Here is a 20,684-nt window from a genome sequence, read left to right as displayed (position 1 = left end):
CACCTCTTATATAGATCGTATGTTCGTATATCGTTATTATATGTTATAGATGAAAAAATATCTACCAATTAGAGTGACGATTCATTATTGGAATTAATTAGCTTTTTCTTTTAAAATATAATCTAATACCATATAATAATTTTAAAGAATGTTGTCTAATGATAGGAGTTTACGTGGATGTATGTCATGAGTATTTCTCTATCGAATTGGAGAAGTTTTATTAGAGAAGAAGGTTGGGAAGAATTTATTTCCCAACTTTTAAATCAGTATGAAGGATTAGGACCGTTACCTGGGATTTTATTACCATTCCTAGAGGCTTTCTTACCTTTTTTACCGTTAATCGTATTTGTTCTTGGTAATGCTGCAGCTTATGGATTGTTTCAAGGCTTTCTGTATTCTTGGATTGGTGCAACTGTTGGAGCCGTTGTTGTATTTTTACTTATACGAAAGCTTGCTAATACACGTTTATTGCAAAAGATTAGAACGAATAATCAAGTGAAAAAAATTACTCAATGGGTAGACAGACATGGCTTTGGTCCACTATTTATATTGTTATGTTTTCCTTTTTCTCCTTCTTCCATAATTAATGTTGTGGCAGGACTGTCGAAGATTAACATTTATCAATTTATATTAGCTGTGTGTCTAGGCAAGACTGTAATGATATTTTCCATTTCTTATGTTGGTTCGAGTATAATGGAATTTGCTCAAAATCCTGTAAGGACAATAATAGTAGGGATAGGCATTGTGATTTTTTGGATGTTTGGTAAATACTTAGAAAAACGATTGCAAAAGAAATCAGCTGAAAATAATATGTAAATCATGAAAGGGATTAAAAACTTCCTTCAAGGGTATTATGTATAATAATTACTCGATGAAGGATGGAACAACGTGAAAAAATTCAATATTCGAAGAGTATTGTTACTTTTACTTTTCTTGGTTGGAATTACAGTTATTTTAAGAACAACTCTATTTGCCAATTATGTCGTAGATGGAAAGTCGATGGAACCTACATTATATGATGGGAATTTATTGATGGTGAATAAATTTGTATATGAATTATCGGATGTGAATCGATTTGATGTTATTGTTTTTCGAGCGTCTAAAGAAGAAGACTATGTTAAACGAGTTATTGGAACACCTGGAGATAGGATAGAGTATAAAAATGATAAGCTATATATTAATGGAGAATTTATTGAAGAAAGATTTTTAGACTCTTATAAGGAATCGAGTTCAGTTGAAACATTCACCAATGATTTTACGCTCCAGCAAATAACTGGAGAAATAGAAGTTCCTGACGGGAATTTATTCGTACTAGGAGACAATCGACAAGATAGTCTAGATAGTCGATCGTTTGGATTTATTTCCATTGATCAAATTGTCGGAAAGGTAGATATAACGTATTGGCCACTGACAGATAAAGTAAATGAATAACAAAAAGTTTTTCGATTAGGACCGAGCTTCTATCTTTGATAAAATAGAGATAGGAGCTCTATTTTAGTTTTTGAAATTTAGGAGGTTTAATGTATGGGAATGCGGTTCATATTAGGACGGTCTGGGACAAATAAAAGTGATGTTATTTTAAAGGAAATAAAACAACAAATTTCTACTAATCCTATAGGGCCTTCTATATTTTACATTGTTCCAGATCAAATGACATTTCAACAAGAGGTTGCTTTATTTAGTGACTCTGAAATGAATGGTAGTATTCGAGCGCAGGTAGTTAGTTTTTCAAGGTTAGCCTGGAGAGTGTTACAGGAAACAGGCGGAGGTACAAAACAGTTTATAAGCTCCGTAGGAATTCAAATGATGTTAAGGAAGATTATTGAAGAAAAACAAGGGGACTGGAATGCTTTTCAAAAAGCACTTAAAAAACAGGGGTTTTTAGGGCAATTAGAGACGATGCTCACCGAACTAAAACGCTATGAAATAACACCAGATGATCTACGAATGCAACAGTCTCACTTTACACAGTTTGTGCATCAGTCTCCATCTGAGCAGGGGCTCACGCGTAAACTTAGTGATTTAATTTATATTTATGAAACGTTTATATATGCGTTGCAGGGAACGTATGTAGACAGTGAAGATCAACTACAGCTGTTAATTCAACAAATTAATCAATCTTCTATATTAAATAATGCGGATATTTACATAGATGGTTTTCATAGTTTTACACCTCAAGAACAATCAGTACTTACAGAACTAATGAAAACGAGTAATTCTATCACAATTGCTTTAACGTTAGATGATCCGAAGAAAGAGGATGCATCTGAACTGGATTTATTTTATCAGCCAACCCAAACGTATCATGTATTGAAACAATTGGCATGGGATACAGGAATTCCGGTAGAAGATCCAATCGAATTAGATTCGTTGGAGGGAAATTTTAAAGATCGACCATACTTTGCTCATATGGAAAAATATTTTGATTCTAGACCAGCACCTGCGTATGAAGGGGAAGTTCCAATTGAAATATTTGAAGCTGTCCATCCACGCGCAGAAGTAGAAGGAATAGCTCAGCAAGTACTGGAATTAATTAGAGATAAGGGATATCGCTATCGAGATATTGCGTTGTTAATACGACAACCAGAAGTCTATCATGATTTAATTGAAACTATTTTCAATGATTATGATCTTCCTGTATTTATTGATGAGAAACGCCCAATGCTTCATCATCCATTAATCGAATTAATTCGTTCCATATTAGAGGTTGTGCAAGGAAATTGGAGAAATGATGCCATTTTTCGGGTTTTGAAAACCGGACTTATACCAGCTACAGATGAAGAATATCCTTTAACTGCTGATAGCATCGATCAATTAGAGAATTATGTTATTGAGTTTGGAATTCGGTCTAGACATCAATGGCTCGGAGAAAAAAAGTGGAAATACCAACGCTTTCGAGGATTCGATAGTTCCGCTCAGACAGATAGAGAAAGAGAATTACAAGAAAGTGTCAACCGATATCGGGATCAAGTTATATCTGCTATTTCGACAGTTGATGAACAATTAAGAGCAGCAAACACGGTTAGAGATCTTTGTGTGGCGATTTATCAGTGGTTAGAAGACCTGAAAATTCCCGATCAACTTGAAGTAACTAGAAATGATTATGATGATCAAGGTTTTCCTGAAAAAGGTAGGGAACAAGAGCAGGTATGGGATGCGGTTATTCAATTATTAGATGAAATGGTAGAAATTGTAGGAGAAGAGAACATGGATTTATCTGTTTTCCAAGTTGCTCTAGATGCTGGTATTGAAACATTACAATTTTCTCATGTCCCGCCAAGTATGGATCATATTATTGTAGGGACTATAGATCGATCCAGAATGAGTAATATTCGTTGTGCTTTTCTATTAGGAGTGAATGAGGGAGTTTGGCCAATGAAACCAACATCTGATGGAATGATTGATGAAGCGGAGCGATTACTGCTTGAACAAAATGGCTTGAAACTTGCTGATACAAGTGAACGTCAATTATTAGATGAATGGTTTTATATGTATTTAGCTTTTACGGTTGCGAAAGATAGGCTAAAAATCAGTTATTTACTAAGTGATGAAGAAGGAAAAGCAAAAATGCCTTCTCAATTAATCCATCGAGTAGAAGAGCTATTTCCTGCTACTAAAAATCATGTATTATTACAAGACCCAGAAGATGAATCGAATACGAGAAGGTTCGTGTCTACTGAGTTGAAATCAAGGTCAGCATTAACTGCGCAATTAGCGAAGTTTAAAAAAGGATATCCAATTGACCCAATTTGGTGGGAAGTATATCAATGGTATGTTGAACATTATCCAAAAGGTGGAACGACACATCGTATATTACAAGGGCTATACTATGAGAACAAACCTGAGTCACTACACGAAGACACTGTTGAACAATTGTATCCCAAACGAATTCAAGCAAGCGTAAGTAGATTAGAAACATATTATCGATGCTCCTATCAACACTTTGCTAAATATAGCTTGAAATTGGAGGAAAGAAGAACATACAAATTAGATGCACCAGATATTGGGCAGCTGTTTCATGAGGCATTAAAGAAAATAACAGAATGGATACATGCAGAAGGAAGTGATTTTGCTACGTTGACAAAGAGTCAATCGTCAAAATATGCAAATCGTGCTGTTACGGAATTATCTCCAGTGTTACAACATCAAATTTTGCATAGTTCCAATCGCTATGCGTATATACAGAAGAAATTAGAAGAAGTCATTGCCCGAGCCACATTTGTATTAGGTGAGCAAGCAAGATTAAGTCATTTTTCTCCAGTAGGATTGGAATTAGGATTTGGTGATGGAAATAATCAGATTCCTTCGCTATCGATGCAACTAGAGAATGGTTATGAACTTGTATTACGGGGGAGAATTGATCGGGTAGACAAGGCTGAATTGGAGAACAATTTGTATTTAAGAATTATAGATTATAAATCAAGTTCTAAAGGATTAGACTTAACGGAAGTCTATTATGGCATTGCCTTACAGATGCTCGCTTATTTAGATGTTGTATTAACTCATTCGGAGAAGTGGTTAGGCCAACAAGCACATCCTGCAGGAGTATTGTATTTCCATGTTCATAATCCAATGATTTCTGCTAAAGGAAGCATGACAGAAGCGGATATTGAAGAAGAGTTATTTAAGCAATATAAAATGCAAGGCCTGCTTTTATCCAATGAAGAAATAGTGAAGATGATGGATTCATCTTTAGAAACAGGTTCCAGTCAAATTGTTCCAGCTGCAATAAAGAAAAATGGCGGTTTTTATAGTTACTCTAAAATTGCAGATCAATCTACTTTTGAGACACTACAAAATCATATCCATCAGTTGTTGAAATCAGCTGGAATCGATATTACGAATGGTTTTGTTGATGTAAATCCTTATCAACATAAGCAACAGAAAGCATGTACTTATTGTCCATTTCATTCTGTGTGTCAATTTGATCCCGTATTAGAAGAAAATAATTATCGTAAGTTTGCAGACATCAAAGAGAACGATTTGCTGCAATTGCTGGAAAAAGAGGAGAATAACAATGGTTAATTGGACCAAAGAACAAGAAGAAGCAATTTATACAAGTGGTTCAGATATACTCGTCGCCGCTGCAGCTGGATCGGGTAAGACAGCTGTATTAGTAGAAAGAATTATTCAAAAGCTGCTGGCAGAGCATAATCCAACAAACATTGATTCATTATTAGTAGTTACTTTTACAAACGCTGCAGCTCAAGAAATGAGAAACCGTGTTGGTGCAGCACTAGAGAAAGCCCTGGCTGCAAATCCTTCTTCTATTCATTTAAAAAAGCAGTTGTCTCTACTGCAACGAGCATCTATTTCGACACTCCATTCTTTTTGTCTGGACATAGTAAAGAAGAATGCATATATTCTTGATATTGATCCTTCCTTTAGAATTGCAGATGATATGGAAATGGATTTACTGAAGCAAGAAGTGCTTGATGATTTATTAGAGGAATGGTATGGAGATTCTAATCTAAACCAAGCCAGTTTCTTTGAGGTTGTTAATCGATTTACAAGTGATCGCTCTGATGTAGAGATGGAAGAATTAATACGAAGTTTGCATACATTTGCAATGCAAAGTCCATGGCCAAACCAATGGTTAGATGAGCTTGTGCAAACGTATAATATTCCAGAAGAATGGACGGAAAATGAGCTGCCATGGATGAATGTATTAAGGGATGAAGTAGCACGACAATTGGATGCGGTAAGTCAAGAAATGGATATCGCTTATTCCATAACACAAGTTGCTGATGGACCTTACCATTATGCAGAAACAATCGAAGCGGAGCGAATTGTCATCCAAGATGCATTAAAAAATATTGAATCATGGAAGTATCTACAACAATCGATGTCACAAGTGAAATTTGGAAAACTATCTGGTAAAAAAGTAGACTGTGAGGAAGAGAAAAAAACGAAAGTAAAAAAATTACGTGATAGTTATAAGAAACGATTCCAAAAAATGAAAGAAGTATGGTTTGCGAGAAATCTAGATGCACATGTATATGATATGAAAGAGCTTGCACCGGTAATTAAACATCTTGTAGAATTAGTAAAACAATTTCAGGATTCCTTTGCAAAGGTGAAAAAAGAAAAAGCAGTTGTCGATTTCTCAGATTTAGAACATTTTTGTTTACAAATACTAATGGATGAATCATCCACCGAGACGAAAGTGATTCCTTCAACTGTTGCAATGCAATTACAGAAGCAATTTACAGAAATACTCGTTGATGAGTATCAAGATACCAATATGGTACAAGAAACAATACTACAATTAATTAGTGATCATCAGGATAAAGGGAATATGTTTATGGTTGGTGATGTGAAACAAAGCATCTACCGTTTCCGTCATGCAGAACCATCATTATTTATAGACAAGTACAAACGTTTTTCTAATTCGGATGATCCTTCGATTAGAATAGATTTAGCCAGAAATTTTCGTAGTAGAGAAAATGTTCTTTTAGGTGCTAATTATATCTTTCGTCAATTATTTGATGAAGATCTTGGAGAGATTAGTTATGATGATGCAGCTCAACTTATTTACGGAAATAAGATGTATGACGACCATCCATTAGAAGCAAAACCTGAATTATTACTTATAGATAACAATAGTGAAGATATGGAACAATCCAATAATGAAGAGACGGTGGAAGATTTAGAGAAAGCTCAAATCGAAGCTCGCGCTTATGCAAAAAAAATTAAAAATTGGATAGGTGGTACATCAGAAGAAGAATCTCCAATGCAAGTAGTTGACAAAGCAACTGGAAAACAAAGGGATTTGCAATATAAGGATATTGTTATTTTAATGCGGTCTATGACATGGGCATCAACCATTGTTGATGAATTGCAAGAGCAAGGTATACCAACTTATGCAGATTTATCGACGGGTTACTTTGAAGCAATCGAAATCAAAGTGATGTTAAGTTTTTTAAAAGTAATTGATAACCCAAGACAAGATATTCCACTAGCTTCTATACTTCGTTCACCAATTATTGGACTTGAAGAAGATCAGCTTGCTTCCATTCGACTTGCAGATCGAAAAGGCAGTTTCTATGAAGCTGTTCAACATTATTTGCAAAAAGAGCCAGAGAATAATGATACGGTGAAGTCATTAACTCGTTTTATGGAAATGTTACATGATTTTCGTCAGTCTGCTCGACAAGGTTCGTTATCTGAACTAATTTGGGATATCTATCGGGAGACTGGTTATTATGATTTTGTTGGTGCCATGCCAGGTGGGAAACAACGCCAAGCTAACTTGCGCGCTTTATATGACCGAGCTCGAGGTTATGAATCTACATCTTTCCGTGGACTATACCGATTTTTACGTTTTATAGAACGAATGGAAGAAAGAGGGAAGGACTTAGGTGCTGCCCGTGCCTTGAGTGAACAAGAAGATGTTGTTCGAATTATGACTATCCATAAAAGTAAAGGGTTGGAATTTCCAATAGTTATTCTCGGAGGAATGAATAAAGAGTTTAATCAACGGGATTTATCAGAGAAATACCTCCTTCATAAGGATTTGGGTTTTGCCAGTAAATATATTGATCCTGTTAAACGAATTCAATATCCTACCCTTTATTATCATGCCGTAAGACAAGCTAAATTTCGTGATTTGTTATCCGAAGAAATACGTGTATTATATGTCGCATTAACACGCGCAAAAGAAAAATTATTAATGGTAGGAACAGTTCCTTCTCTCGAGAAAAAACTTGAAAAATGGCAACGGATTGTTGATCACCCAGGGTGGGTGTTACCGGCATATTTTCGTATGGAATCGAAAACATATCTTGACTGGGTAGGACCTGCGTTATTAAGGCATGTTGGATCTGAAAAACTTCGGACTGAAAATATAGGGAATCGAGTATTGGAATCCATTAATCATGATCGATCCGATTGGCAAATTACAACCGATCATGCTGTAGATTATATTAACATGAAAGATTCTTCTGTTGATGAGTATGACAATTTGAGAGCAAAAGTATTTAATTGGGAAAGTCTAGATACGGAACAAGAAGATTTAAAAGACGATGTAAATGCGCGCTTGTCATTTGAATATGCATATAAACAAGCAACAGTATTCCGTGCAAAACAATCAGTGACTGAATTAAAGCGACAACAAGAGGTAAAGGATGACTACAGTGATCAACAAATTTTACCGATGTCTGAAGGTCCAATCGGGAAAAGACCTAATTTCTTACAAAAGAAAATGAAACTATCTCCAGCAGAGAAAGGTACAGCATTGCATACAGTGATGCAACATTTACCAATGACAAGCGTCTTATCTGGAACAGAGATTGAAGAAAATATAGAGAAGATGGTGCAAGAGGAAAAGCTGACACGAATGGAAGCAGATAGTGTTGATATTCGATCGATTGAGTATTTCTTCCATACGGATATCGCCTCAAAGATTCTCAGTACAAATGATATGCATCGGGAAGTCCCATTTAGTATCATGCTTCCAGCAAGTGAAGTCTATGCTAATTGGAAGGATCAATCGAATGAAAAAGTACTTATCCAGGGCGTCATCGATTGTTTACTTCCAACGGATACAGGCTGGATAATTCTAGACTATAAAACGGATTTTATTGCACAAAAACCTACTCTTGAGAAAAAACAAGAATTGATAAATCGTTATCAAACACAAATGACATTATATCGACGAGCAATTGAGCAAATTTGGAAACAGCCTGTTGAACAAACTTACCTTTACTTCTTTTCGCAACAGTTATTGATAGAAGTACCGTACAGAGAATGATAGGAGGAGCGCCATGTCTACGTATCCAATTAAAGATAGTCAACGATTAAGCTGGATTGATGCAGCAAGAGGATTTGCTATATTTGGCATCTTTATGGTTAATATTGGTGCCTTCTCTGCTCCGTATTTCTTATATGGTGGAGAAACAGAGGCTTGGACCTCAAAGATGGATACGGTGATTTTATTCATCATTGATGTGTTTTTCCAAGCAAGTTTTTATACATTATTTTCAATTCTTTTTGGTTTTGGTATACAGCTTCAAAAAGAACGCTTAGTAGAAAAGAATATAACTGTAAATCGCTTTTTTATTCGGCGATTAGCTGTCTTGACAATCATTGGGCTAATTCATGCAGTAGGGATATGGCATGGAGATATTTTATTTACGTATGGTGTGGTTGGTTTTTTATTGTTAGTCTACTTTAATGTGAAGGATCGAACCATAGTGGTTAATATCATTAGTCTATTAGGAGTATTTGTTGGTCTATTTACACTGTTGATGTATCAGGTTAGAGATTATTTAGATACATCAAATCAGGGGTTTATTATACAAGCAATTAACAACTATTCTAGTGCTTCATTTTCTCGAATTTGGGAACAAAACCTACATGATTGGCAATTATCCAATGGTGGAATAAATATTCTTTTCTTAGCAGGTGTCATACTTCCGATGTTTCTCATCGGTATGTATGCTGCTCGAAAAAAATGGTTCCATCAACCAGAGAAATATCAACAGAAATTAATAATGGTTTGGATTATTTCTCTTATCGGGTTTATCTTATTAAAGTTAGGTCCATATCTATTTGGTAACCCTTCCTGGTTTTCATATGTACAAGACAATATTGGGGGAGCGGCTTCTGCTATATTTTATGTAACTACCATTACGCTTTTATGGAAAAAAGAATGGTTTCGGAAGTTAATGGTTCCGTTACAAGCAGTAGGAAAAATGGCAATGACCAACTATTTATGTCAGTCTATCATCAGTTTTTGGATCTTTTATGGAGTTGGATTTGGACTATACGGGAAAATAGATCCCCTGATACAATTGATTCTTGTAATAGTTATATTTATATTACAAATGATAGGTAGTATGTGGTGGATGAAAAAATTCCGGTTTGGACCATTTGAATGGATATGGCGGACACTTACCTATGGGAAAAGACAACCTTTCCGGCGGGAAACTTGACGATTTATTGAAATGAAGGGTTGTTCCATGTATTATTTTTCCATAGATGGTATGATACCCTTAGAACATTAGGTTCGATTATGAAAAGGAGGAAGTTTCTATGACACATATGCATATTACATCATGGGCATTAGGGCTTATCTTGTTTATTATTGCACTTGTTATGTACAAAAAAGGAAACCAAAAACCAGCAAAAATAATTCACATGATTTTACGACTTATGCTTATTCTCATCATTATCACAGGTGGAATATTAACATGGGATTACATTCAAGGTCCTTTTGGAATGCCAATCCTTGGTGAAGTTATTGTTAAAGCACTTGCTGGAGTATGGCTAGTAGCGATGATGGAAATGATTCTTACTGGAAAAGCAAAAGGAAAACCAACTACAGCGAAGTGGGTACAATTCTGGATAGCATTAATTTTAGTAATTGTATTAGGTTTCTTCCGCTTACCAATGGGCTTTCTATTTATCTAACTTAAAATTAAATTTATTAAAAACCAACGGGGAAGCTACCGTTGGTTTTTTGTATGAGTCAATTTCATAATATCTAAGTTTCGAATTATACCAAATACCTTAATTATGAAATTGGTTCGTCTAAAAAATTTGAAGTCTTTTTAACAAATGTCAACGTGTAGTTGACTATTTTTTTTATTAAGGAATAATAGAAGAGGAGTCAAAGGGATTATTTACAAATGGGGGATATGCATCATGTTGAAAAAAAATAAATTGCTTATATTGGTTATAGTGATTTTTGTCTTACTGCCTGTAGTTAAGGTAAGCGCAGAAGAACCATACAATATACATAATGAAATCATTTATGATATTTTAGTTGATCGATTTAATAACGGAAATCCTGAGGAAACAGTAGAAATAGACGTAAATGATCCGAATACCTACCACGGTGGAGATATTCAAGGCGTAATCGATCAATTAGATCGACTAAAAGAAATGGGGATTACTACAATTTCATTATCCCCTTTAATGAATAATCAACAAAATGGATATCACGGTTATTGGGTCATGGATTATTTTGAAGTAGACGAGCAATTAGGGACAATGGAAGATCTTAATCAATTAATTGAAGAAGCACATCATCGTGATATGAAAGTAGTTATGGACATGGTAATCAATTATGCTGCAGCATCACATGAAGTGACGGAAGACGGTAATAAGGCTGGTTGGTGGAGTGAACCATCTTATACAGATGCAACTTGGTCTAATAATGTTATTCAGTGGAATTTAGACCAACCTCAAGTTGCGGAGACTATGATAAATGTTGCAGATTACTGGATGGAAGAGACGGATATAGATGGATTCACATTGCATGCTGTTGATCAAGCACCAATTGACTTTCTGCAAGAATATACACAACATATAAAAGAAAAAGATGAAAACTTTTATTTAATAGGGGATATTTTAGATCCAGAATCTGCTAACATACAAGAATTAGAAGATACGTCTCTGGATATTGTAGCTAACCCTGTGCTACATGAAAGTTTAAAACAAGTATTCTCTGATGTGGATAATCCAGTTTCTGAAGCCTACAATCAATGGGAGAATTTAGATACAGATTCCCCGTTAATTACAATTGATGGTTTTACAGAAGAACGTTTTACAAATGCATATTCTAAAAACCAACGAAATTCACTTACAGCGTGGACCTTGGCGTTGACATATATGTACACAACTCCAGGAACTCCACAAATTGTTCAAGGGACGGAATTGCCAATGTATGGTGGAGATGAAGAGGAGTCTCAGCGACTTGTCCCGTTTAATAGTGGGGATCCGGAATTAAAAGAATTTCATACTAGGGTAGCTTCTTTACGAAATGAATTTCCTGCACTACGTCAAGGTGACATTGAATTAGTCGATACAGTTGATTCGATGATTGTTTTTAAAAGAAGTTATGAAGATCAAACGATGTATATTGCCATTAATAATGGAAGTGAGTCTGCTTATGTAGACGTCACGGATATCGATTCAAATAAACAGTTACGAGGTTACTTGCAAGATAATTTGGTTCGTGAAAACGAAGAAGGAAATCATCGTATCGGAATACCTCGTGAATCGGTAGAAGTTTATGAAGTAGAAGATGATCAAGGGTATAACTGGTGGTTTATTGGATTTATTGTTATCGTTATTTTGGTCTTTATTGCTGGGGTTATCTATTTGACAATAAAACAACGTAGAAGAGAACGTAATTAAAAAAGAGAAAAAAGGATCAGAAAAGTATTCGAATGATATTTGGAAATAATGTAGGAAATATATATAGGCAACTGTTAAAAGAAAAGTCTAGTTGAAATGTATGAAAAATTGCCCCCAATTGTTGGATTTTTATCCAACGATTGGGGGCAATTTATTTTGTTAGCCATTCACAACTTTACCGCCATTAATATGAAGGGTTTGTCCAGACATATAGCTAGAGTCTTCACTTGCAAGATACACATATGCAGGGCCTAATTCACTAGGTTGTCCGGGTCGTTTCATTGGTGTATTGCCACCAAATTCATCAACTTGCTGTTTATTAAATGAAGCAGGAATAAGTGGTGTCCAGATTGGTCCAGGAGCAACTGCGTTTACTCTTATTCCTTTTTCTGCAAGTTCATTTGATAAAGCACGGGTAAAGGATACAATTGCACCTTTGGTTGATGAATAATCGATAAGTACAGGATTACCTTCATATGCTGTTACTGAAGTTGTATTAATAATGGTGCTTCCTTTTTTTAAATTAGGTAGAATCGCTTTCGTTAGATAAAACATACTGAAGACATTGGTTTGAAAAGTTTTTTCTAACTGTTCACTCGAAATATTCATTAGAGATTGTTGAGGATGTTGTTCAGCTGCGTTATTAACAAGGATATCAATTTTTCCAAAGTTATCTAAAACTTCTGTAGCTGCCGCTTCACAAAACGATTGATTTCCAATATCACCATTGATAAGTAGACATTTACGATCTTCTTGTTCCACTAATCGTTTCGTTTCTTCTGCATCTTCATGTTCATCAAGATATATGATGACGACATCGGCACCTTCTTTTGCGAAGTGGACACTAACAGCTTTACCTATGCCGCTATCTCCACCAGTGATAACAGCCACTTTTCCTTTTAATTTATTACTACCTTCATAGGATTCGTGAATATATTGAGGCGTTGGAGTCATCTTTGACTCTACACCAGGTTGCTTGGCTTGCGCTTGTGCAGGGGGAGTAATCTTCCCGTTCTTTTTTTCCATGCCCATACTGACTACCTCCTAAAAATTAGCTTACTATACTCTTACCCTATTTTTATCGAATCAATCCAAATAAATTTCTTTCTCTCATAAAAAACACCTCTTAAAAGTCGTTAAAATACTGACTTAAGAGGTGTTTTCTCTTCTTTCTTATATTTCTATCCTTAAACTTGCACAGTAAAAGTTGGAGCAATTTTATCCTTCATGTAACTACCCCTACTGAATTGAAACTTCACTTTATTAGGCTTGATACTCGTGAGATGATACGGCACCTTGTTGATGTAAGCATTGATATATTTCATAGTATCGCCTAATATCAATTTTTCCTTGAATGTATTTCTTTTGATAAAAATCTAATAGATGATCTAACGTAAGGGGTGCATATTTATGTTCTGTTTCGAAAGTATCCAATAGTTTATTAAGCATGATTTACCCTCCATTGATAACGTATTGTTACACTATATGATTAGGCATAGGTATTCATACACATAAATCATTTTGAAATTCAATATAGAACAAGTTTAATTGGGTAAAAAATAAAACCCCTTAATTAATAGAACGTTTAATTGTCTATATAAAAGGGGATAATTCGTCGTAAGGAAGATTTCTATTTATTTTTTGTATTTAAGAAAAATAATGCCAGTGTACCTGGACCTGAATGAGAACCAATTGCAGATCCTACCATTTCAATTACAATATTTTCTTTTGCTACGTTGAATTTTTCTTGTATCATCTCAGATAATTGTTCAGCACGAGCGAGATCATCACCGTGACTAATTCCAATTGTTTGATTTTCAAAATCTTGACCTCGGGATTCCATGACGTCAATCATGCGTTGAAGGACTTTTTTGGAGCCGCGAATTTTTTCAAGTGGTATAAGTTTTCCATCTTCAACATGAAGAAGCGGCTTTATTTTTAATAAACTTCCAACAAATGCTGCGGTTTTACTAACACGACCGCCGCGATATAAGTATTCTAAGTCATCAACCGTAAAAATATGCTCCATATGTTTTGCATGATAGTTAGCTTTTTCGATGATTTCTTCAACAGAAGCACCATTTTCAGCTAGCTTTGCAGCTTCTAGGACTACTAATCCATGTCCGATAGAAGCACATTTTGAATCAATTACATAAATATCCGCATCTGGATACGTCTCTTTAACTTCTTGTTCCATCATTTTGGCAGATTGATACGTACCAGAAAGTTCTGAGGAAAACGCAATATAGACTAAGGGTTTGTTCTCTTCAGCATGTTTTGTAAATATTTCTTTAAAATCTTGTGCTGAAGCCTGTGATGTTTTTGGTGATTTACCATTTCGCATCGCTTCATAGACTGTTTCTGGATTGATGGTAAGACCATCTTCATACTCTTCGTTGTCTAGATGAACAGTTAATGGTATCATTTCAATGTTGTTTTCGTTATAATATTTCTTTGACAAGTCACAAGCACTATCAGCTAGTATTGTTATCGCCATTTTACTTCACCTACATTTCTTATTTTTGACTTTATTTTAGTTTAAATGTAATTAAAATTTTAGTCAAAAAGTTATTATTTTTACACATAGTTAATTAAGGGGGGTTACTCCATGTTTTTAATGGAAGCAAAAAGAATTGCTATAGTTATAATTGGTGCTTTATTAAACGCTATATCATTGAATTTCTTTCTTATTGAGGCTAATGTATATGCGAGTGGATTTACTGGTGCTGCACAGCTATTATCTAGTATATTTAATGACTTTCTAGGTATTGGTTTATCTACAGGTATTTTACTAGCAATATTGAATGTTCCTGTACTGATTATAGGATGGTTTAAAGTTGGAAAAGGGTTCACGATTTACAGTATAATCTCTGTATTCTTTACTACACTATTTTTAGAGGTTATTCCTTTAGTAGAACTATCAAGTGATATTATTTTAAATGCAGTATTTGGAGGAGTTATTGCTGGTATTGCAGTAGGTATGACACTTAAAATTGGTGCGTCTACTGGTGGTATGGACATCGTAGCAATGATTTTATCCAGGTTAAAAGATAAACCTATTGGTAATTACTTTTTAATAATGAATTCAATCATTATTGCTATTGCAGGGTTTATGTATTTACCAGAAAATGCGTTATATACTATGCTGACTCTATATGTAACTACTCGAGTAATTGATGCAATCCATACACGTCATGAGAAAGTTACTGCGATGATCGTTACGAAGAAAACTGATGAACTTCAAGAGGCAATTCATGAGACAATGGTACGAGGAATTACGATACTTCCTGCAAAAGGTGCATATACGAAAGCAGATAAAAGCTTGATGTATTTAGTGATTACGCGATATGAATTATATGATTTAGAAAGAATTATACATGAAGTAGATCCGGATGCATTTACGAACATAGTGGAAACAGCAGGAGTATATGGCTTTTTTAGAAAAGATTAAAAAAGGGTGTACCTATAATGAAAAAAATTGGAATTATAATGTTGATCTTAATATTTATGGCAGCCTGTGGTAATAGAGACGAAGATGCTATTGAACCAATTGAGTCTGAACGAGAACTTGATCAACAAGCATCTTCTGTTCAATTTCGTAATGTGGATGTCAATATCGAAAGTGAGCAATTCCATATTATTGGTGAGGTAAATAGCTCTGGAGGTTTATTCTATTATCAGGTTGAATTAGATGGTGAAATAATTCAGGAAGAAACATATCAAGAAGTTGAAAGTTCAACGGAGGAGTGGAGTAAACTTGAAATAGTCGAAACACTTCCACGTGAAGTATTAGAAGGTAACGAACCTCCAGTTGTTGTTTTATTTGGTAAAAATCAATCTGGAGAACCAATTAACGAAAATTATGTCCCAATCGATACTCAACAATGATTAATACTCTGTCTCCGTGTATAGCGGAACAGAGTATTTTTTTAATTAATGTTTAAGTCTTTGACAAAAAAATATATAGTTGGTATATTTAGCTTACGACCGTTAGGGAGGTTTCTAAGTGAAAAAAGAAATTTTTAATGCTGCTCTCTCTGCATTTGCTATGAATGGGTATGAAGGAACTTCATTGGCACAAATCGCTGATGAAGTGGGGATTAAAAAACCTTCTATTTATGCGCATTATAAAAGTAAACAAGATTTATTTCTTACCGTTATACGGCAGTCGTTGGAAAGGGAAAAACAACATATTGTCAGCTATTTTATAGAAGCGAAGAGCCGGCCGTTAGAATCTCAGTTGCGTTCATTTTTTGATTGGTTGTGTTTAAAGATACAAAAGGATAGCCATGTCGCTTTTATTTTTAGAATGACTTATTTTCCCCCTACACAATTAGAGAAAGAAGTCACAATTTTAGTTGAACCGTTTTTAAGAGATATGGAAAAACTATTAGTAAGATTCTTACGTAATTATTCATATTTGAATCCTGTCTCATTCAAGGGAGAGATAGAGGAAATTTCAATTGCCTACATTACCATTGTTGATGGATGTGTACTCGAGTTATTTTTTACTGGAGAAAAAGAATTCCAAAGACGTGTTAATGCAGTATGGCCAATTTTTTGGCGTGGTTTCTAAAGGAGGAAATCAACATGAGTAAACAGTGGATGTATGTTTTATTAGCTGGAATAGTGGAAATCATATGGGTTACCGGATTGAATTATTCAACCACAATAATAGAATATACGGCTACAATTGTTGCTATTGTATTTAGTTTTTTTCTTTTAATTAAAGCAACGCAGTATTTACCTGTTGGAACTGTGTATGCTGTTTTTGCAGGAATAGGAGCTGCAGGTACGGTAATTGTTGAAACAGTATTTTTTGGTGTATCATTCAATCCTTTAAAAATTATATTTATAGCGATTTTATTACTTGGTGTAATTGGATTAAAGCTATTAAGTGATCAGCAAAATAGGAGTGAAGCATAATGCATTGGGGAGCATTAATCATAGCAGGAATATTTGAAGTATTTGGTGTTATGAGCTTGAAAAAGGTTGCAATGAAACAATGGAGTGCACTAATCTTGTTAATCTTGTTTTTTGGCATAAGTTTTAGCTTGTTAGGGTATGCAATGGAAGGCATTACAATGGGGACAGCATATGCCATCTGGACCGGAATAGGTACGGTCGGTTCAACGATTATGGGAATGTTTATGTATGGTGAATCCAAAGATTGGAAGAGGATTCTTTGTATTGCTTTCATTATATCTGGAGCAATCGGATTAAAACTTATTGGCTAGAGGAAGTTAGGATAAATCAAATAGAAGATAGGGGGTGGAGGGATACCCGAAAGTTGGCCAATAGATGTATGATAGCTATAATAAGTGGCTTCCAATACACTTCCCATTCCTTTAAAGGAGATTGGTCAACTACAGATTGACGCATAGTATGTCTTGGTTAGGTCGATGGATTGACAATGGTCCTATGGAAGCTTGTTTGGGTGCATTTAAAAGTGAAATGTATTATTTAATAAAGTTTTATACACCAGGGAGAGTTGACTTCCGCGATGGAAGATTACATTCACTTCCAGAATACAGAAAGGCTACAAGAAAATCGAAAAGGCCTTAGTCATCTCGAATACCGGACTAAAGCCTTTTAATATATTTTATTATTTCCACTGTCTACTTGACAGGGGGTAGTTCAGTGCATGAGCAACTGGAGGCTCAACAGCGACTCTGGATAAGCGGAGTATAATTCTGAAGCGGGTTTTCCAACCACTCAGCCTCTTTACTCTACCAGTAGTCATTTCTCTTTTAATAACCGTATTTTACGAAAATCTCTTCTACTTTTGGATTAAGACTTTCCCATTCAGCATCAAATTGTTTATTCACCGTGATAAAATTTTGGTAACCAAAAACATTATCAACTTCTTCTAATTTCATAAGCTCATTTAAAATTTCATACTCACTTGTATTTCCAGGCATAACTGAAATACTATTTGTACCTTCAAAAATTACTTTATCCGAAGTATATTTCATGGCATTTGGATTAGGTGTTGCTGAGATATGTACTCCCATAATTATTTCCTCCTAATAATACATATATATTTTGTATTTATATACTAACAGAAAAGAAATCAATACTAAAGCATAAAGAGGTTGGGGCATAAGTACTACTCAAAAGATAAATCCGAATGAATTGGTTTGAAAACCACTTTAGAAATATATTTCACTTATCAAACGTGGCTGGTGAGCCTTCGGATGCTTATGCATTTAGTCTCACTTGTGCTCTTCCGCAGGATTCTCCATATATCTCATACGCTTATTCAAATTATCATCCGTCTTTTGACCAAAACTATGTCCCAACCTCCCATGCTTGGCATTGGAGTTATTTTAATTGATTATGCTGTTGCAATTGCTGTTCAAGTTGTTGAAGTTGTTGCCTTTCTTCAGGAGAAGCTTCCTGATAGGCTGCTTCAATAGCCTGTTTTGCAGCTTGTTGCTGCTCAGCAGAAGATCCTTGATTACTTATCATATTGGTGACAGCATTTTTTGCCCTTTGGTAAAGGTTATTTTCCAATTAAAACCCTCCTAATGATTGGTCATCAGCATCTTGATGCTTTCTCTCAGCCTGTGCCAATGTTGAACGATAGGTGAATATCTCATCGTGTTTTTTAACTGCAGTAGCACCTTGATGGCTGAAACGTTTAGATTTACTTCGCTTGCTCAAAGTGAATACCCCCCAAAAAGAGATACTTGCTTTAACCATATTGAAGTAAAAAAGTGAACGTGTTGTTTCACGCTCACTTCTAGTATGAAACATATAAAGGATTTTATAGCAGGAAACTAATGGGTTTATGATTGGATCACATTTTTTGTTAATTGCAAGTAATCCTCAAGAAAAATACTGATTCCATCTTCTTCATTTGATACTGTTTGATGCTTTGATACAGATACTAGTGAGTCAATTGCATTTCCCATGGATACACCAACACCTGCATAATCAATCATTTCTAAATCATTATCTTCATCGCCAAAAGCAATGATACGTTCCTTCGGTATATCATAATACTTAGCGATATTTTGTAATCCTACGGCCTTATTCATACCCTTGCGAATAATTTCAATGATATTCCAAGGAGCTCCCCATTTACGATGTTCGATAATTTCTGCATGATAATCATCTAAATGGGATCTTAATTCTTTAATATGATCTTCTTTTGGATGAATAAGCACGGAGGTTGGGTCTTCACTTAATTTACTTTTTATATCTCCAATAATATACCGTTCTTCGTTATCTTGAAAAACTTCTAAGATCTCTTCATTATACACATCCATGTATACTTCATCTTGAACTTCAGCCAAAATATTTTTTACTTGTAATTCGTAGGAAGCATCGATTATTCTGTGTGCTGTTTTAATAGGCATAGGAGTGTGAAGCGTTTTCCACGATGCATCTAATGGGTGATGCACCAATGCGCCATTAAAATTAACCATCGGAGTTTTTAAACCGAGTTCATGATAATAGTTAATGCTTGCTCTGTGGGGTCGACCAGTTGCTATAACAACAATATGTCCATCATTCATGGCTTGGTGTAATGTTTGTTTGTTGCGAGAACTAATCGTTTTATTATCTTTTAATAACGTTCCATCTAAATCAACCGCAATTAAATGCTTTTGTCTACTTGTCATTCTATCACCTCATCTGAACTAATCTTATCATTATTCAGTTAGATGTAAAGTGAAAAAGAGTTTACATTATTTGCATGAGTACTTAAAAAAACCTTACAATAGGAGTAAGTGAACGATGAAAGGGAGTATACATGATGATTGGGATATATGAGGAACAGATAAAGCAAATTCCATACTTACATATTGTTAAAAGCGAAGATTATAATTTAGAATTGCCGACAGTTATATATTTTCATGGATTTACCAGTGCCAAAGAACAGAATTTATCCATCGCATATATGTTAGCATCTAAAGGGTTTCGAGTTTTTTTACCGGAGAGTCTTCATCATGGTGAAAGAAGTACTGGCCTGACTGATAAGCAAATGCAAATTGCTTTTTGGGATATTGTTATTCAAAATGTTCAAGAGATAGAAGAATTAAGAGACGTTTTATTACAAAATAATTGGCTCCTAGATGGGAAACTTGGGATTGCAGGGACCAGTATGGGAGGAATCACAACAAGTGCAGCATTAGTAAAGTATGATTGGATTCAAGCAGCTGCTGTAATGATGGGATCACCAAGGATAACTGATTATGCAAATGCTCTTATCGGTAATTTTAAAAAGTATGGCGAACTTCCGATTGCAGATAATCAATTGCAACAATTATTAACAAAAATAGAAGCAATGGATTTATCTCATCATGTGGATACATTAAATCAACGCCCAGTAATGTTCTGGCATGGAGATAAAGATCCTGTCGTTCCTTTTGAACATTCGTATCTTTTTTATCAAGACGTGAAGGAAACTTATATTGATGAACAGAATTTAAAATTCATAAAAGAACCTGGTGTAGGGCACAAAGTAAGCCGCAATGGTTATTTAGAGGCTACAGGATGGTTTGTAAAACATCTATTGTAAAATAATTTTCTAA

General features: G+C 34.9%; 21 protein-coding genes. 14 read left to right on the top strand and 7 right to left on the bottom strand.

Annotated elements, in window-relative coordinates; all coding sequences use genetic code 11:
- Window positions 1-177: 177 nt before the first annotated feature.
- From ABC346_RS16700 to ABC346_RS16670, 7 genes are all read left to right on the top strand, one after another.
- A complete protein-coding gene (locus ABC346_RS16700) occupies window positions 178-816 on the top strand; it encodes a TVP38/TMEM64 family protein (RefSeq protein ID WP_413235926.1) in 639 nt (212 codons plus the stop codon).
- A 72-nt stretch (window positions 817-888) separates the two neighbouring features.
- A complete protein-coding gene (gene lepB, locus ABC346_RS16695) occupies window positions 889-1,431 on the top strand; it encodes a signal peptidase I (protein ID WP_413235925.1) in 543 nt (180 codons plus the stop codon).
- Window positions 1,432-1,524: 93 nt separating this feature from the next.
- Window positions 1,525-5,025: a helicase-exonuclease AddAB subunit AddB gene (gene addB / locus ABC346_RS16690; protein WP_413235924.1), complete on the top strand. Its 3,501-nt coding sequence runs from the start codon at window positions 1,525-1,527 to the stop codon at window positions 5,023-5,025.
- Window positions 5,018-8,752, top strand: coding sequence for a helicase-exonuclease AddAB subunit AddA (gene addA, locus ABC346_RS16685; protein ID WP_413235923.1), 3,735 nt, complete (start codon window positions 5,018-5,020; stop codon window positions 8,750-8,752). Before addB ends, addA begins: the two co-directional genes overlap by 8 nt.
- A gap of 13 nt (window positions 8,753-8,765) precedes the next feature.
- Entirely contained in the window at window positions 8,766-9,935 is a 1,170-nt protein-coding gene (locus tag ABC346_RS16680) for a DUF418 domain-containing protein (RefSeq protein WP_413235922.1), read from the top strand.
- 100 nt (window positions 9,936-10,035) lie between these two features.
- Window positions 10,036-10,413 carry a DUF1516 family protein gene (locus ABC346_RS16675; RefSeq protein ID WP_413235921.1) on the top strand — a complete coding sequence of 126 codons (378 nt, stop codon included), beginning with the start codon at window positions 10,036-10,038 and terminating at the stop codon, window positions 10,411-10,413.
- Window positions 10,414-10,647: 234 nt separating this feature from the next.
- Entirely contained in the window at window positions 10,648-12,144 is a 1,497-nt protein-coding gene (locus tag ABC346_RS16670; protein WP_413235920.1) for an alpha-amylase family glycosyl hydrolase, read from the top strand.
- 159 nt (window positions 12,145-12,303) lie between these two features.
- On the opposite strand, the gene ABC346_RS16665 is transcribed toward ABC346_RS16670, so the two are convergent.
- The 3 genes from ABC346_RS16665 to ABC346_RS16655 all read right to left on the bottom strand — a co-directional run bounded on the left by ABC346_RS16665 (window position 12,304) and on the right by ABC346_RS16655 (window position 14,641).
- Window positions 12,304-13,176, bottom strand: coding sequence for an SDR family oxidoreductase (locus ABC346_RS16665; RefSeq protein WP_413235919.1), 873 nt, complete (start codon window positions 13,174-13,176; stop codon window positions 12,304-12,306).
- Window positions 13,177-13,407: 231 nt separating this feature from the next.
- Window positions 13,408-13,593 carry a YppF family protein gene (locus tag ABC346_RS16660; protein ID WP_413235918.1) on the bottom strand — a complete coding sequence of 62 codons (186 nt, stop codon included), beginning with the start codon at window positions 13,591-13,593 and terminating at the stop codon, window positions 13,408-13,410.
- Between the two features lie 181 nt (window positions 13,594-13,774).
- Window positions 13,775-14,641, bottom strand: a complete 867-nt coding sequence (locus tag ABC346_RS16655) for a DegV family protein (RefSeq protein ID WP_413235917.1) — start codon at window positions 14,639-14,641, stop codon at window positions 13,775-13,777.
- A 111-nt stretch (window positions 14,642-14,752) separates the two neighbouring features.
- On the opposite strand from ABC346_RS16655, the gene ABC346_RS16650 reads away from it, so the two are divergent.
- From ABC346_RS16650 to ABC346_RS16625, 6 genes are all read left to right on the top strand, one after another.
- Window positions 14,753-15,595 carry a YitT family protein gene (locus ABC346_RS16650; RefSeq protein WP_413235916.1) on the top strand — a complete coding sequence of 281 codons (843 nt, stop codon included), beginning with the start codon at window positions 14,753-14,755 and terminating at the stop codon, window positions 15,593-15,595.
- A 17-nt stretch (window positions 15,596-15,612) separates the two neighbouring features.
- Window positions 15,613-16,032 carry a hypothetical protein gene (locus ABC346_RS16645; protein ID WP_413235915.1) on the top strand — a complete coding sequence of 140 codons (420 nt, stop codon included), beginning with the start codon at window positions 15,613-15,615 and terminating at the stop codon, window positions 16,030-16,032.
- A 118-nt stretch (window positions 16,033-16,150) separates the two neighbouring features.
- Window positions 16,151-16,720: a TetR/AcrR family transcriptional regulator gene (locus ABC346_RS16640; RefSeq protein WP_413235914.1), complete on the top strand. Its 570-nt coding sequence runs from the start codon at window positions 16,151-16,153 to the stop codon at window positions 16,718-16,720.
- Window positions 16,721-16,734: 14 nt separating this feature from the next.
- Window positions 16,735-17,070: a DMT family transporter gene (locus tag ABC346_RS16635; RefSeq protein ID WP_413235913.1), complete on the top strand. Its 336-nt coding sequence runs from the start codon at window positions 16,735-16,737 to the stop codon at window positions 17,068-17,070.
- A complete protein-coding gene (locus ABC346_RS16630) occupies window positions 17,070-17,381 on the top strand; it encodes a DMT family transporter (RefSeq protein ID WP_413235912.1) in 312 nt (103 codons plus the stop codon). The genes ABC346_RS16635 and ABC346_RS16630 overlap by 1 nt, the downstream gene beginning before the upstream one ends.
- A 239-nt stretch (window positions 17,382-17,620) precedes the next feature.
- Window positions 17,621-17,740: an IS3 family transposase gene (locus ABC346_RS16625; protein ID WP_487247435.1), complete on the top strand. Its 120-nt coding sequence runs from the start codon at window positions 17,621-17,623 to the stop codon at window positions 17,738-17,740.
- Between the two features lie 154 nt (window positions 17,741-17,894).
- Here the strand turns inward: ABC346_RS16625 and ABC346_RS16620 are convergent, their stop codons facing one another.
- The 4 genes from ABC346_RS16620 to ABC346_RS16605 form a co-directional block, all read right to left on the bottom strand.
- Window positions 17,895-18,158, bottom strand: coding sequence for a NifU N-terminal domain-containing protein (locus ABC346_RS16620; RefSeq protein WP_413235910.1), 264 nt, complete (start codon window positions 18,156-18,158; stop codon window positions 17,895-17,897).
- A 310-nt stretch (window positions 18,159-18,468) separates the two neighbouring features.
- Complete coding sequence (locus tag ABC346_RS16615; protein WP_413235909.1) at window positions 18,469-18,660, bottom strand: DUF3813 family protein; 192 nt, start codon at window positions 18,658-18,660, stop codon at window positions 18,469-18,471.
- Entirely contained in the window at window positions 18,661-18,810 is a 150-nt protein-coding gene (locus tag ABC346_RS16610; RefSeq protein WP_413235908.1) for a hypothetical protein, read from the bottom strand. It abuts the gene before it with no gap.
- A gap of 125 nt (window positions 18,811-18,935) precedes the next feature.
- Window positions 18,936-19,772: an HAD family hydrolase gene (locus ABC346_RS16605; protein WP_413235907.1), complete on the bottom strand. Its 837-nt coding sequence runs from the start codon at window positions 19,770-19,772 to the stop codon at window positions 18,936-18,938.
- 134 nt (window positions 19,773-19,906) lie between these two features.
- On the opposite strand from ABC346_RS16605, the gene ABC346_RS16600 reads away from it, so the two are divergent.
- Window positions 19,907-20,671: a prolyl oligopeptidase family serine peptidase gene (locus ABC346_RS16600; RefSeq protein ID WP_413235906.1), complete on the top strand. Its 765-nt coding sequence runs from the start codon at window positions 19,907-19,909 to the stop codon at window positions 20,669-20,671.
- Window positions 20,672-20,684 lie beyond the last annotated feature (13 nt).

The organism is Oceanobacillus phoenicis (assembly GCF_047238145.1).
Classification (GTDB): domain Bacteria; phylum Bacillota; class Bacilli; order Bacillales; family Amphibacillaceae; genus Oceanobacillus.
Note: the sequence above shows the minus strand (reverse complement) of the source record. Positions and strands in the feature narration are given on the sequence as shown.